General features: G+C 35.5%; 15 protein-coding genes. 6 read left to right on the top strand and 9 right to left on the bottom strand.

Translation table 11 applies throughout. The features are described from left to right. The first annotated feature begins 238 nt into the window (after positions 1-238). A complete protein-coding gene (dnaG, locus tag MR062_RS03355; protein WP_242202669.1) occupies positions 239-2,197 on the top strand; it encodes a DNA primase in 1,959 nt (652 codons plus the stop codon). 3 nt (positions 2,198-2,200) lie between these two features. On the opposite strand, the gene MR062_RS03350 is transcribed toward dnaG, so the two are convergent. Beyond that, positions 2,201-2,830, bottom strand: coding sequence for a response regulator (locus MR062_RS03350; protein WP_242202668.1), 630 nt, complete (start codon positions 2,828-2,830; stop codon positions 2,201-2,203). 103 nt (positions 2,831-2,933) lie between these two features. Continuing rightward, positions 2,934-3,722, bottom strand: a complete 789-nt coding sequence (gene nadE / locus MR062_RS03345; protein WP_242202667.1) for an NAD(+) synthase — start codon at positions 3,720-3,722, stop codon at positions 2,934-2,936. A gap of 190 nt (positions 3,723-3,912) precedes the next feature. On the opposite strand from nadE, the gene gldB reads away from it, so the two are divergent. Both gldB and gldC read left to right on the top strand, forming a co-directional pair. After that, positions 3,913-4,881 (top strand): gliding motility lipoprotein GldB, encoded by a 969-nt coding sequence (gene gldB, locus MR062_RS03340; RefSeq protein WP_242202666.1) that lies wholly within the window; start codon positions 3,913-3,915, stop codon positions 4,879-4,881. Then, entirely contained in the window at positions 4,881-5,216 is a 336-nt protein-coding gene (gldC, locus tag MR062_RS03335) for a gliding motility protein GldC (protein ID WP_242202665.1), read from the top strand. Before gldB ends, gldC begins: the two co-directional genes overlap by 1 nt. Positions 5,217-5,360: 144 nt before the next feature. Here the strand turns inward: gldC and rodA are convergent, their stop codons facing one another. From rodA to MR062_RS03300, 7 genes are all read right to left on the bottom strand, one after another. Further along, a complete protein-coding gene (gene rodA, locus MR062_RS03330) occupies positions 5,361-6,638 on the bottom strand; it encodes a rod shape-determining protein RodA (protein ID WP_242202664.1) in 1,278 nt (425 codons plus the stop codon). Between the two features lie 5 nt (positions 6,639-6,643). Further along, positions 6,644-8,575, bottom strand: coding sequence for a penicillin-binding protein 2 (gene mrdA / locus MR062_RS03325; RefSeq protein WP_242202663.1), 1,932 nt, complete (start codon positions 8,573-8,575; stop codon positions 6,644-6,646). Continuing rightward, entirely contained in the window at positions 8,572-9,078 is a 507-nt protein-coding gene (locus MR062_RS03320) for a rod shape-determining protein MreD (protein WP_242202662.1), read from the bottom strand. Before MR062_RS03320 ends, mrdA begins: the two co-directional genes overlap by 4 nt. Further along, positions 9,071-9,883: a rod shape-determining protein MreC gene (gene mreC, locus MR062_RS03315; RefSeq protein ID WP_242202661.1), complete on the bottom strand. Its 813-nt coding sequence runs from the start codon at positions 9,881-9,883 to the stop codon at positions 9,071-9,073. Before mreC ends, MR062_RS03320 begins: the two co-directional genes overlap by 8 nt. A gap of 11 nt (positions 9,884-9,894) precedes the next feature. Next, entirely contained in the window at positions 9,895-10,923 is a 1,029-nt protein-coding gene (locus MR062_RS03310) for a rod shape-determining protein (protein ID WP_242202660.1), read from the bottom strand. Positions 10,924-11,221: 298 nt separating this feature from the next. After that, positions 11,222-12,754, bottom strand: coding sequence for a bifunctional phosphoribosylaminoimidazolecarboxamide formyltransferase/IMP cyclohydrolase (gene purH / locus MR062_RS03305; protein WP_242202659.1), 1,533 nt, complete (start codon positions 12,752-12,754; stop codon positions 11,222-11,224). A 264-nt stretch (positions 12,755-13,018) separates the two neighbouring features. Further along, positions 13,019-13,474, bottom strand: a complete 456-nt coding sequence (locus MR062_RS03300; RefSeq protein ID WP_242202658.1) for a GAF domain-containing protein — start codon at positions 13,472-13,474, stop codon at positions 13,019-13,021. An 88-nt stretch (positions 13,475-13,562) separates the two neighbouring features. Here MR062_RS03300 and xrtF point away from each other — a divergent pair, with 88 nt between their 5' ends. From xrtF to MR062_RS03285, 3 genes are all read left to right on the top strand, one after another. Further along, on the top strand, positions 13,563-14,114 hold the full coding sequence (gene xrtF / locus MR062_RS03295; RefSeq protein WP_262916808.1) for an exosortase family protein XrtF: 552 nt from the start codon (positions 13,563-13,565) through the stop codon (positions 14,112-14,114). Further along, complete coding sequence (locus tag MR062_RS03290) at positions 14,107-14,544, top strand: exosortase F system-associated membrane protein (protein WP_242202656.1); 438 nt, start codon at positions 14,107-14,109, stop codon at positions 14,542-14,544. The genes xrtF and MR062_RS03290 overlap by 8 nt, the downstream gene beginning before the upstream one ends. Positions 14,545-14,626: 82 nt before the next feature. Continuing rightward, the gene (locus tag MR062_RS03285) at positions 14,627-15,271 is read left to right on the top strand and encodes an SGNH/GDSL hydrolase family protein (protein ID WP_242202655.1); all 645 of its coding nucleotides are present in this window, start codon (positions 14,627-14,629) and stop codon (positions 15,269-15,271) included. Positions 15,272-15,338 lie beyond the last annotated feature (67 nt).

Genomic DNA, 15,338 nt, shown 5'->3' with positions numbered 1-15,338 from the left:
TTTACTAGATGTTAAAAGTAAAGGTAAAGGGGCAAATAAAATATGACTATTGTCATGTGTGGTATATGGGAAGCGTTAATCAAGTTATTTATAATTTCAATAATCCATAGTTTATAGTATTTTTACATTGTTATTTCTGCGTGTTACCCTGAGCTTATCGAAGGGAGGCAGGAATTCACTTTAATGTGTAAAGTTTTAATTTATTAGATTTCCTGGCATTTCAGGAATTACAGACAATTTGATATCACAATCATCCATAGATCTAGTATTCGAAACCTCCCGTGTAGAGGAGGTTATAGGCGATTTTGTACAATTAAAAAAAGCTGGGAGTAATTTTAAAGGCTTAAGTCCCTTTAGCGACGAGCGTACACCTAGCTTTATGGTGTCGCCTGTAAAACAAATATGGAAAGATTTTAGTACCGGTAAAGGGGGCAATGTGGTTGCCTTTTTAATGGAGCACGAACATTTTACCTATCCGGAAGCCATAAAATATTTGGCCAAGAAATACAATATTGAAATAGAAGAGACCGAGCAAACCAACGAACAAAAAGAGGCTGCTAACGAAAGGGAGAGTTTATACTTGGTAAGTGAGTTTGCAAACGATTATTTCCAAAAGATACTCCATAAAACAGATCAAGGGAAGTCTATTGGCCTAAGTTATTTTAAGGAGCGCGGTTTTACAGAGGAAACCATTAAAAAATTTAATTTAGGGTATTCATTAAATGAATGGCAAGCTTTTACCGATGAAGCCTTAAAAAAGGGCTATAATATAGAATACCTAGAAAAGACAGGGCTTACCATAGTTAAGGACGATAAGCGTTTCGATAGGTTTAAGGGGCGTGTTATGTTTCCCATAAAGAGTATGAGTGGTCGGGTGTTGGGCTTTGGCGGTCGTATTTTAACCAACGATAAAAAAGCTGCTAAATACCTTAACTCCCCAGAAAGTGATATTTACCATAAAAGTAAAGTGCTTTATGGTATTTATCATGCCAAACAAAGCATAGCCAAAGAAGACAATTGTTATTTGGTTGAAGGGTATACCGATGTGATACAATTCCATCAAACCGGAATTAAAAATGTAGTGTCTTCGTCTGGTACGGCTTTAACGCCAGAACAAATCCGGTTAATTAATAGGCTAACCAAGAACATTACCGTATTGTTTGACGGTGATGCTGCAGGAATGCGTGCTTCATTAAGAGGTATAGACCTTATTTTGGAGCAAGGTATGAACGTTAAGGTGTGTTCGTTTCCAGAAGGCGAAGACCCCGATAGTTTTGCCAAGCAAAATACATTGGAAGAACTTACACTTTATTTGGAGGACAATGCCAAAGATTTCATTCAGTTTAAGGCTTCGGTTTTATTTGAAGATTCAAAAAACGATCCTATAAAGAAGGCCGATACAGTTAGAGATATAGTAAACAGTATTTCTAAAATACCCGATCGTATCAAAAAGGAAATTTACATTCAGGAATGTGCCCGAATTATGGATATAAGTGAGGAGGTGCTGTTCAGTACCTTAGCACAAATAAATAAAAAGGAATTTCAGGAAGAAAATAAAAAGTATTCGACCGAACAGAAAGCTTTTGAAGTGATTAAGCATAAGCAGCCTGTTAAAAAGGTGGATGTGCAATATATTTTGGAACGTAAGATTATAGAAATTCTACTGCTTTATGGGAATAAAACTGAAGATTTTGAAGATTTGGTTTTAAAAGAGAACGATAAGGGAGAATTGATTTTAGAGCCTGTAATTCATCAAGCCAAGGTTTTTGAAAAAGTATTTTTAGATCTTCAGGATGATGAAATGGAATTCACGAACGAAAAATTTAAGACCTTATATTATACCATAATAGATGCCCTGAACCAAAATCCGGAATTTGAATTAAAAACATTTATAAATTCAGTACGTCAGGATATGGCCAGTGAGATTACTTCCATTCTAATGGATGACGAAAAATACCATCTAGATAACTGGCAACGTATGGATATTTTTCCCAAAGAAAAACAACATACCGTTGCTCAGTTAGTAAGTGAGACGATCTTAAGTTTAAGATGTTTTTTAATAGACCTTAAGGTAAAAGAGTTTCGGTTAGAAACAGCGCAAAATAAGTCTGACTCAAATAGAAATATACTTGAGGAAGTTAAAGATTACTCTGGCTTAAAGATGCTGTTATCTAGAAAGCTAAACAGGGTACTTTAAAAGTTACACCTGTTCAGAAAGCTTTGCTTGATTCACTAAATCTACAAGGTTATTAACTTTAAGCTTGCGCATTAAACGGGCTTTGTAAGTACTAACCGTTTTTTCGTTAATATCTAGTTCTTTAGAAATCTCCTTGTTCTTTTTACCAACGGTCAACAATTTTAAAACCTCTGCTTCTCTAGTAGAAAGTTTTTTGTAAAATCTTCCAGATTTATTGGTGCGAGTTCCAAATGCAATTTGTTGAGTAAGTTCATTACTAAGGTAAATACCGCCCTCATATACTTTTGTAATGGCCTCGCTAATGGTTATAATGTTAACTGTTTTAGAAACATAGCCATAAGCTCCCGCTTTAATAGCGTTAATGGCATAAACTTCTTCTGGTTCTCCACTAAAAATAATGGTCTTAATATCCGGGTAATCATTTTTTAAGTATCTAAGTACCGTTAAACCGTTTAATTTTGGAAAATTAACTTCGGTTAAAATAATGTCTACCTCATTGTTTTTAACAAATTCAAGGATTTCTTCGCCATCATTAACACTTCCAACGATATCGATGTTGGAAGACGAAGATAAGAGTAATTCTAGCCCTTTTCTAATGATAGGGTGGTTGTCTGCTATTAATAATTTTATCATATTTTTAGCTTTTTAGATAATCATTTTGGACATGATTATGTGGTTAATTGAGAGATTTAAGCTATAGTGTAAAGATACTACTTTTTTTACAATTCACAATAAATTAATAAAATTCCTTAGGAATATTACAAACGGGTATTGGAACCATTTTGTGCTTGTTGGCATTGTTAAAGCGCTTGTATATTTTAAAGACCTCTTGTTTACGACCTGTAAAGTCTTCGGCTTTGTTATTATTGTTATCCATTTCCATGGCCCATTCCAATTCGGGGTAGGATGCGCCAATTTGATCTTCGTCACTTCTGGCATCACCAAAAAGGCCATCACTAGGGGCTGCTTTCATAATACTTTCGGGAACATCTAAAAAACTGCCTAGTTCATAAACTTGTGATTTTACTAAATCGGCAATAGGGCTAAGGTCAACTCCGCCATCGCCATATTTAGTATAGAACCCTACGCCAAAATCTTCAACTTTGTTTCCTGTTCCTGCAACAAGTAATTTATACAAACCAGCATAATAGTATAGGGTGGTCATTCGTAAACGCGCCCTTGTATTGGCCAATGCCATATCTATAGTGGCTTGCTCGCCATCTAAAAGTATTTCGGCTTTAAAAGTTTCAAAAACAGGAGTTAAATCGGTGCGTATATCGGTAACATTATTAAATTTTTCTTTCAAATGAGCAATATGTTCCTGTGCTCTTGTTACATGGCTTTTTGCTTGATGAATAGGCATTTCTAAACACAAAACTTTCAAACCTGTTTTGGCACATAAGGTAGAAGTTACAGCAGAGTCTATACCGCCAGAAACACCTATAACAAAACCATTAACACCTGCCTTAGTTGCATAATCCTTTAGCCAATCAACAATAAGGTTCACTACTTTTTCTGTTTGCATATTAAGCCAATTTTAAATCTAAGAATAGTACCTTTGCAAGCAAAAATAAAAGAAACCCCTCAATATATAAAAGATTAAGTCGTTTAAGTTTTTGTATGAAAGCCCACTAGGGGAATTTAGTGTTCTAAGGTTAATACCAATTGGAATAATTAAAATTCTGAAAAACAGGTTTTTGTGAAATTTTAAATAAATGAAGAATATTGTATTATTATTAATTGTACTAATACTAACCATATCCTGTAAAAAGGATAATAGGTTGGAGCAGGAGATTGCTAAAATTAATATTGATATAAACGTAGAGCGTTTCGATAAGCTGTTCTCTAATGCAAAAATTGAAGATTTGCCTGAGTTGAAACAGGCCTATCCGTTTATGTTTGCCGAAAAGTACCCAGATTCGTTTTGGATTGCTAAGAAGGAAGATACGTTGCAACAGCGATTATATGAAGAGGTTGAAAAAGTATTTCCCAATTTTAATGATGAAACGCTAGAGATAGAATCCTTGTTCAATCACTTAAAGTATTACTTTCCTGAGTTTAATCCACCACGGGTTATAACCGTTACTAATGATGTTGATTATAGAAATAAGGTTATTGTTACCGATACGATTGTTCTTGTTTCTGTTGATACCTATTTGGGGAGCGACCATGAGTTTTATGTAAATAGCAGTATTCCAAAGTATGTTTGTGAAAATTTGAAAAAAGAACAATTGGTAGTGGATTTGTCTACTGCATATGCCAAGAGGTATATTTATCAGGCACAGCCACGTACTCTTTTGGATGAAATGGTCTACTTTGGGAAGATATTGTATTTTAATGATGTGATGCTTCCTTTTAAAACAGAAGCAGAACGCATTAGCTATACCGAAGATGAGTTGCAATGGGCCATCGCGAACGAAAGTTACATTTGGCAGTATTTTGTAGAACGTGAATTGTTATTTAGTACAGACTCTAAATTGCCAGGCCGTTTTATCAACCCTGCCCCTTTTACTAAATTTCGGTTAGAGCAAATCGATAATGAGTCCCCTGCGCGATTAGGGCAATATATAGGTTGGCAAATTGTTAGGGCCTACATGGAGCAAAATGATGTGTCGCTTAAGGAGATGCTTATTAAAAGCTCCCAAGATATTTTTAATAATTCTAAATTTAAACCTAGAAAATAATGGCAAAACATATAACATCTAAGATTGAATTAAGTGTAGAACTGGACGAGAACCGTGTACCCGAAACATTATATTGGACGGCACAAGATGGAGGCATAACCAATGAAGAAGCTAAAGCTATGTTGCTTTCGGTTTGGGACAGTAAAGCTCAAGAGACCTTACGTATTGATTTGTGGACAAAAGATATGCCTGTAGATGAGATGAAAGTCTTTTTTCATCAAACTTTGGTGGCTATGAGCGATACTTTTAACCGTGCTACCCAAGATGAAAAGATGACGGCTACCATGAAGGATTTTTGTGATTACTTCGCCGAAAAATTGGAATTGAAAAAGTAAGTGTAAAACACTTGAACTTTTTAGTGGTTGTGTTATTGGTTTGTGTTTGAAGTGAATTAACATCGGTCTTCGGTTATCTAACAATTAAACCATCAATACATTAAGTTTTTCTGTAGCAACTAAGACTGCACACTGAATACTAAATCACCATTCATTAATTTTATTAGAGTCCAGTTTTATAAATATAAACAGTAGGATAGTAAAGGCCCAAAGCCCAGATCCTCCATAACTAAATAAGGGTAGAGGAATACCAATAGTTGGTATTAACCCCATAACCATACCTATATTAATGAGGAAGTGTATAAAAATAATGGACGCAACGCTGTAGCCGTACACACGACTAAATTGCGATTTTTGTAATTCGGCTAAATGAAGAATGCGTAATATTAATAAAACAAAAACAATAACAACCATTGTGCTTCCTAAAAAACCCCATTCTTCACCTACAGTACTAAAAATGTAATCGGTGTGTTGTTCTGGTACAAATTTTCCAGTAGTTCTGGTACCTTCTAAAAAACCCCTGCCAGTAATACCTCCCGAACTTATTGCTTTTTCAGATTCGTTAAGGTTATAGGCAAAGGTTTTTTTCATTTGCTCCAATTTTTCCGGATCTTTTTCCAAACGCAGCCAAAGGCTAATACGATCCTGTTGGTGAGGTTTCAAAATATCTTGGTAGAAAAACTTCACGCTATACGCTAAGCCTATGCAGAATATTAATGCTGCTATTGATTTTAAAATAGGAGGCCTCTTTTTTGATAAAAAGTGAAGTGTAACAATAGCGATGGCGGAAATAATGGAGGTGATTAAAAAACCTAGCTTTAATGAGAAAACAGATAATATAATAACTATAATACCCAATGTTAGGTACATTTTAGGTAAGCCCTCCCTATAAAGCACAAAGAAAAATGCAGCATATACTATGGTACTGCCTGTATCGTTTTGCAATAGTACCAAAAGCGCTGGAATAATTATTATAGCTAAGGTTTTAATTTGATCTTGAAATCTGTTAATATCTGTGTTTAAATCACTTATGTATTTGGCTACCGCCAAAGCAGTGGCTGCCTTGGCGAACTCACTCGGCTGTAGGGTCATACCACCAATGGCATACCAAGAGGTGGCTCCGTTAACATTTTTTCCAAAGAGAAACAGTCCCACAAGGGAAACCATGGAAATGATATAGATGATACTGGAAAAGCGCTCGTAAAATTTAGCTTCTATGGATAGAATTATAATAATTAAGCCAAAAGTGAGTAAGATGAATATTAGCTGTTTGCCATAGGGCTGGGAGAAATCAAAATAATCAATAGTCTCTCCCGTATGGGACGCCGACAAAATGTTTAACCAGCCAAAACCTACCAATAGCAAAAAAAGAATGATGGTAATCCAGTCGAATTTAAAATGCCTGTTGGTTTCTCTTACCATTAAATTTATTGGGTTTTAAATTTTTTTAAAAGCTCTTTAAGTCTGTTGTATTCTGAGTCATCTACTGGTTGAACAATAGCTTTGTCGTTTATATTGAAAGGTTCTCCAGAGTAGGGTTTTGCATATTCTTCCTCTAGACCATATCGTAATAACCAGTCTTCCAAATCGGTTCGAGTAATATAGCCCTTAATATGTTTTTCTATCATTAAACTGGCTACTTTTCCGGCAAATCTACTGCCCCAATAACCATTTTCTACAAAAACGGCTAGGGCTATTTTGGGGTTGTCTTTTGGTGCAAAAGCAACAAAAATAGAATGGTCGGTTAATTGGGTTCTTACACTGTCTATGATGGCAAAGTTTTCAACGGTACCGGTTTTACCACAAATATCAATGTCTTTTACCTGTAGCCATTTGGCCGTACCATTTTTATAAACCTGGTGCATGCCTTCAATAACAGGATCGAAATGTTGCTTAGCGATAGTTGTGTGTTTAGGTATAGTGAAGCGCTTTGGGATGGTGTCGCCTTCAATAGATTTTATAATATGTGGCGTATAGTAATAACCTCTATTGGCTATAGCGGCAATCATATTGGCAAGTTGGATAGGAGTGGTGGCAACTTCACCTTGTCCTATAGCATTGGATATGGTATATGTAGAATAAAAAGTGTTTGGATAAACATGTTTATAATAATCCCTATCGGGAATACGTCCTTTTTGGCCAACATATAAATCGTTATTTAAGAAGTTGCCCAAGCCAAAGCTTTTAGCGTGTTTACTCCAAGTATCAATGCCTTCAGAAGCGTTGCCATTTTTATCTAGTATCTTTCTATAGGTTGTGGCAAAATATGCATTACATGATTCTTGAATACCAGAAACCATATTATTGCGCCTGCCAATATAGCAATGACACTTCATAAAGCGGTTGCCATATTTATAACCCGCATAGCAAGTTACCGTTTCGTTAGGAGTTATAACGCCTTCCTGTAAGCCTATTAAGGCGTTCATTAACTTAAAAGGAGATCCGGGTTCGTATTCTCCTTGTAAGCTTCTGTTAAATAAGGGCTTAGCTATAGTGTCGTTGTAGAGTTTAGTGAAATTTTTAGAGCGTTCCCTGCCAACTAATAGGTTGGGGTCGTAAGTGGGAGCCGCCACCATAGCAAGAATTTCACCTGAGGAAGGCTCTATGGCAATAACACCACCACGTTTATTTTGCATTAAGAGTTCACCATATTCTTGCAACTCAGCATCGATGGTAATGGTAATATCTTTACCCTGTTCCGGAAGAATATCAAATTGCCCTTCCTTATAAGGGCCAATATCTCTATTAAAGCGATCTTTTTGGATAAATTTAAGGCCCTTTACACCACGCAATATATTCTCATATGAGGCTTCAATACCTTGTTTGCCTTTAAGGTCACCCATGGTGTAATAAGGATCTGCTTTAATGTCTCTGTGGCCAACTTCTCCAATGTCTCCTAAAACGTTGGCACCTATAGATCTTTGGTAATGTCTTAGCGAACGTTTTTGAATATAGAACCCCTCATACTTTCGCATTTTTTCTTGTAGTACAGCATAGTCTTCTTTAGAAAGCTGTGCAACGAAAACCGAAGGTAACCTTGGTGAATAACGGTAGGCCTTCTTGTAGGTTTCTATAAATTTTGATTTGTCAATTTTTAGGAGATTACAAAACTCAAGAGTGTCCAGAGGTTTTACCTCCCGGGGAATAACCATGACATCATATGTGGGCTGATTGGCAACCAATAGCTCGCCATTTCTATCATATACAAAACCACGTTTGGGGTAATCGTAAACTTTTCTAAGGGCATTGTCTTCAAATAAATTATGCGCGGTAGAAGTGTATACCTGAAGATAAAATAAACGACCTATGAAAATGAGCCCAACAATAACTACAGATAAGAAAAGCAGAAATTTTCTCATGTCTTATTTCGACTGAATATTATAGTTAACAATATACATAACAGTATAGTGAATATACTAGAGAATAACGCTTTTTGAAGTGTTAAAATTATTTTTGAAGTACTAAAAGTTTCTAAAGTAAATAAAACAATATGGTGGATTGTGGTTAAAAAAGCAATGTATGTAAGTTTAGAGCCAAATTCTACGTTATTAAACTTAATGGTTTGGTACTCGTAAATGGTGCCAAATGTAGATTTTAAAAAAATAGGTCTGGCATAAGCTACCAATACAGATGCTGCGGCATGAATACCTCCAGAGTCCAAAAACATATCTACGGTTAATCCCAGTAGAAAGCTTAAAAAGATAAATAGCATCCTGTTGTTTTTTACGGGGTAAAAAAGGATAAATAGTAGATAGGGATAGGGGTTAATATAGCCCAAAAAATTAATATGGTTAAAAATAAGAGCCTGTGTAATGGCTAGTAATATAAAACGGATGGTATGTATAGAAATAACACTATTCATTTAACAGATTGGTTATTTCGGGTTTGTCTACATTTTCAATAATATGAACATGCTCTAGGTTAGTCATATCATTAAATAGCTCTACATTTAAAGTGTAGTAATTCTCGGCATCGTCCAGTTTAAAATCTTGAATGGTACCAACCAATATCCCTTTTGGGAAGATGGAAGAAATACCAGAGGTAATAATGGTGTCGCCTACTTTTACGGGGGCCACTTTTTGAATATCCACGAGTTGAACAAACTCAGGGGAATTCCCATTCCATTTTAGAGAACCATAATGGTTTGTGTTTTTTAACTGGGCACTTATTTGGCTGGTTGTATTTAAGATAGATATAACAGTCGCATAATTGGCACTGGTTTTATCGATAATTCCTATAATCCCTTTTGATGAAATAACACCAAAATCTTCTTTTATGCTATCGTTTTTGCCTTTGTTTAATGTCAAAATATTATTATTTAAGCTATAGCTGTTTTTAATAATATTGGCCGGTGTAAATCGGTATAATCCATTAAACTTAGTACTGTCCACAAAACTAGTATCTGTTTTAATGGAGCTGTTATATAAAAGTGATTTAAGCCTATTGTTTTCCTCAGCCAAGATTTGGTTTTGTGATTTTAAACTAAAATATTCACTAATGTTATTTACGGAGTTGTATACACCACCAGTTAAAAAATTAGCCGAATTAATAAACTTACTTTTATGGTAAGAATGCGATTGGATGGTAAAAAAAATGGATATAGAGAACAGCAACAAGAACAACAAAAATGTTTTGTTTCTTATTATAAAATTTATAATCTGTTGCATGGGTTATCAGCCTATTTTATCAATACACTCTTGTATTTAGGTAAGTTTTTAAGTGTAATACCTGTACCTCTTACTACAGCACGCAATGGATCTTCGGCAATGTAAACCGGTAAGTCTGTTTTTTGCGACAAGCGTTTGTCCAGACCCCGCAACATAGAACCACCACCGGCTAGATAAATACCTGTATTGTATATGTCGGCAGCTAATTCTGGAGGTGTTTGTGATAGGGTTTCCATTACAGCATCTTCAATACGTAAAATGGATTTATCGAGAGCTTTTGCAATTTCACGATACGAAATGGATACTTGCTTTGGTTTTCCCGTAAGCAAATCACGACCTTGAACGCTCATGTCCTCTGGAGGTAACTCTAAATCTTCGGTAGCAGCACCTATTTGGATTTTTATTTTTTCGGCAGTTCGTTCACCAACATATAAGTTGTGTTGGGTACGCATATAATATACAATATCGTTTGTAAATACGTCACCAGCAATTTTAACCGATTTATCGCAAACAATACCACCTAAAGCGATTACCGCAATTTCGGTCGTACCACCACCTATGTCGACTACCATGTTTCCTTTGGGTTGCATAATGTCTACGCCTATACCAATAGCGGCAGCCATAGGCTCATGTATTAGGTAAACCTCTTTGCCGTTTACACGTTCTGCACTTTCCTTAACGGCGCGCATTTCAACTTCGGTAATACCAGATGGGATACAAATTACCATACGTAAGGCAGGTGAGAAAAATTTCTTTTTCAACGCCGGTATGTTTTTAATGAACATACTTATCATTTGTTCCGAAGCATCAAAATCGGCAATTACCCCATCTTTTAAAGGACGAATGGTTTTAATGTTTTCATGCGTTTTGCCTTGCATTAAACTGGCTTCTTGACCTACTGCAATAATTTTACTGGAAATCCTATCGCGGGCTACAATGGAGGGTGCATCAACAACAACCTTGTCATTATGAATGATAAGTGTATTTGCGGTACCTAAATCTATTGCAATATCTTCGGTTAGGAAGTCAAAAAATCCCATAGGCTAAATGTGGTATTAAAAGGTTTTAAAAACGAACTTCGTAAATGTAATAAAAGTTAATAATATACTAGATATTATAATGCTGAAAATTCAACAGATTTAAAGCACATTAAACTTATACGTTTTTCATCGGTTTTTAGATGACCAAATGTTAAGTTTTTTAGTCACGAGCCAAACTAACGACCAGACAAGGTTCATGAATGTTCCTTTCTACAAAACAAATGCGGTAAACTGTTTGTAATTTTTAGTTGTCGGTATTTGTTACTGCCGAGCGAGACTGTGACTTAAAACTTTAAGACTAGTGTTTGAAATGGCGAGTACCTGTCATTACCATCGCTACATTATTTTCATTACAATAATCGATGCTTAACTGGTCTTTTATGGAACCTCCAGGTTGTATTACAGCGGTAATACCAGCATTTTTTGCAATTTCAACACAGTCTGGGAATGGGAAAAAAGCATCACTGGCCATAACAGCACCCTTTAGTTCGAAGTTAAAAGATTGTGCTTTATGTATGGCTTGGTTTAAGGCGTCGACACGGCTGGTTTGTCCAGTACCACTAGCGCATAATTGTTTGTTTTTGGCCAGTACAATGGTATTGGATTTGGTGTGCTTACAGATTTTTGAAGCAAATAACAAATCGTCTATTTGTGATGCTGTTGGTGCTAAAGTAGTCACATTTTTTAGATCCTCTGCAGTGTCGGTAATATTGTCCTTGCCCTGAACCAAAATGCCGTTCAAACAACTTCTCACGTTGGTTTTAGGTAGTTCTATATCTTTTAAAATTAAAAGGATTCTGTTCTTTTTGCCTTTAAGAATCTCTAAGGCTTCAGCTGAAAATGCTGGTGCAATAACGACTTCGCAAAATAAACCGTGGATTTCTTCAGCGGTAGCTTTGTCTATTTCGGTATTGCTTATTAAAATACCTCCAAAAGCCGAAACAGGATCACCAGCAAGGGCATCTTTATAAGCATCAAGAAGCGTTTCGCGTTGGGCTAAACCGCAAGCATTGTTATGCTTAAGGATAGCGAAAGTTGGTGCTTCGCCTTTAAATTCGTTCATTAAATTTACAGCGGCATCAACATCTAACAGGTTGTTGTAGCTTAGTTCCTTACCGTGAAGTTTGTCGAAAATAGCATCGAAATCACCATAGAAAAATCCTTTTTGATGTGGGTTTTCACCATAGCGTAACACATTGGCATTAGGTTCGCTAATTTTTAAAACGGTTTCGTTGCCGTCTTGGTTAAAATAGTTGAAAATTGCCGAGTCGTAATGAGAGGATACATTGAATGCTTTTGCGGCAAAACGCTTTCTGTCTTCTTCTGAAATGGTACCGTTGTTAGCAGAAATAAGCTCTAAAAATTCAGCATAATCATTAACTGAAGATACACAAATAACATCGGCATAGTTTTTAGCGGCAGCTCTAATTAATGAAATACCACCTATATCTATCTTCTCTATAATATCTTGATTGCTGGCACCAGAGGCCACCGTTTTTTCAAAAGGATATAAATCAACTATTACAACATCGATTTGTGGGATGTCGTATTCGGTCAACTCAGCAACGTCGCCTTCATGGTTTTGTCTGTTTAAAATGCCACCAAACACTTTAGGGTGTAATGTTTTTACACGACCGCCTAGAATGGAAGGGTAAGAGGTTACGTCTTCAACGGGAACAACGTCAATTCCTAAATCATTAATAAACTTTTCGGTACCTCCAGTAGAATATATGGTAACACCTTGTTTATTCAATTCTTTTACAATAGGTTCTAATCCGTCTTTACTAAATACCGATATTAATGCCGATTTAATGGTTTTTTCGTTGCTCATTTTTGTTAAATTAGTTTGATTTCCATTTATATGGAAATGACAATTTTATAGTTTTTCAATGCGTGGCATTGAACGTGTTGTTTTCGAGTGCAAAAGTAACTATTTAAAGCAAAAAAAAGCCCTAGAAGTTTTAAAAAAATAGTGTGTTTTTTTGCGAAAAAGCTAACTTGTTAACAAAGGTGTTCAAGGTTTTGGGGTCTGGATTGCAGATTGGATTAACCATAGTAAACTTGAATCTTGAATTTTTAACCTTTAACCTTGAACCTAAAGTATTTCCGATACTTTAGCGCACACAAATTCCAAAAAGCGCTCGTCGGCTTCTGTAAAGGGGTCTGGAGTGTTGGAGTCTATATCTATCTGCCCTATATTTTTACCATTTACAAAAATAGGAATTACAATTTCGGCCTTAACCGTAATGCTGCACGCAATATAATTGTCTTGAGCTGAGACATCTGGTACTACAAAATTTGTATTGCTAACGGCCACCTGCCCGCAAATGCCCTTGCCAAAAGGAATTACAGTATGATCTGTAGGCGCTCCAACGTAGGGGCCAAGCAGGAGTTCTTCTTTATCGCCATTTCTAAAGTAAAATCCAACCCAATTATAATAATTAATGTGAGTTTCAAGAAGTTTGCATAGTTCTAATAGACGCTCATTAACGGTAAGCTGTGAATTGGAAATAATAGATTCAACCTGTGGTTTTAATTGTTCGAATGTCATGACAACAAAAATTTTGGTAAAAGTATTTAAAAAGGCGTAATTTGGATGTTCATTTTAACTTAATTTAAAGAAACAACAACAAGTTTTATTGAAAGCCCTTTTTATAAAATACAAATTGGTAGTGCGATTTATACTTACGTTTTTAATGGTATATTTAGTATTGTCGCTTTCGTATAAGTTTTATTTAGATTTTTCTAAAGAATCAAGATTTTATCCAGATTATGTAACGCATTTGGTGGCTAAGCAAACCGAGAACTTATTAAATGATTTTGGTTATATTGGTAGGGTAGAGCCTCACCCTAACGAGCCTTCAATGAAGCTTATTGTAAATGGTAAATATATTGCTAGAATTATTGAGGGATGTAATGCTGTTAGTGTTATTATTTTGTTTGTCTCTTTTGTAGTGGCATTTTCAGGGAGGCTAAAACAAACGCTTTTGTTCTTGCTTTCTGGAAGTGTGATAATTTACGTGGTTAATTTATTGCGTATAGTAATTTTAACTATTGCCTTATATCATTACCCATGGCGGAAAGAAGTATTGCACACCGTTATTTTTCCCGCTATTATTTACGGCGTCGTATTTTTTTTATGGATGGTTTGGGTAAACTATTTTGCAACGATAAATAAGAAGCATGTCTAGGAGTCTAACCATTATATTGCTACTTGTCTTGTTTGGACTGTTGATTTTAATTCGCTTTTTTGAGAATGAGTTGTTTTACGATCCCTATTTAATTTTTTTTCAAAACGATTATTTGTACATCGATAATCCTAGGCGTGAAGTTTTTAAGCTAACGCTGTTTACAGGTTTGCGATATGGGCTCAATAGTATTCTTTCACTAGCTATAATATATGTTGCTTTTAAAGATAAAAACATGTTGCGGTTTTCAACAATTATCTATGGTATGGCTTTTATAGTGTTGATTTTTATTTATTTGTATTTTGTTGTAAACCCCAGGCAAGAGGACTATTATATGTTTTTTAATGTACGCCGGTTCCTTATACAGCCCATAATTTTAATTTTGTTGCTTCCGGCATTTTATTACTATAAATTAAAAATTAGAGAAGAGTAAATAATTTAGACCTGAATACGCGTGTCAAGAATAATTTAAATATATGAAGTTTTTATGCGGTTCAATTTTAATTGCGTTATTAATGTTTAATTTTTCCCATGCTCAAGATTGGCCCAATTTAAAAAGATATCAAATGGATAATGCGGCATTGAATGTTCCGCAACCTGGTGAGCATCGGGTAGTGTTTATGGGCAATTCAATTACAGAACAATGGTTAAACATTCGTCCTCAATTTTTTAGTGACAAATCGTATATAAATAGAGGTATTGGAGGGCAAACGACACCTCAAATGCTATTGCGGTTTCGCCAAGATGTTATTAATTTGAAACCAGCAGTGGTTGTTATCTTAGCAGGGACTAATGATATAGCCGGTAATACTGGGCCGTCTACAATTGAAATGATAGAAGGCAATATAATCTCAATGGTCGAGCTGGCTAAAGCCAACAATATTGAAGTTGTATTGTGCTCTGTTTTGCCTGTGTACAAGTATCCCTGGAGCCCAGTTAAAAACCCAGATCAAATTATTATAGCCCTTAACAGGAAGTTACAAGCTTACGCACAAGCCTCCAAGATTGTGTATGTCGATTATTTTTCAGCTATGGTTAATAACCAAAATGGCTTAAAAAAAGAACTGGGAGAAGATGGTGTACATCCAAATAGAGCAGGATACTTGGTTATGGAGCCTATTGTGAAAAGGGGGATAACCAAGGCTTTGAAACAGAACTAACTTTTTGAAAGCAAAGACTATGATATTAAACTAGAGCCAATTTTTTAGGATGAAATTAAATCAAAAA

Origin of the sequence: Aestuariivivens insulae (assembly GCF_022662195.1) — a bacterium.
Lineage (GTDB): Bacteria > Bacteroidota > Bacteroidia > Flavobacteriales > Flavobacteriaceae > Aestuariivivens > Aestuariivivens insulae.
The sequence above is the reverse complement of the archived record's forward strand: the minus strand, read 5'-3'. Positions and strand labels throughout refer to the sequence as shown.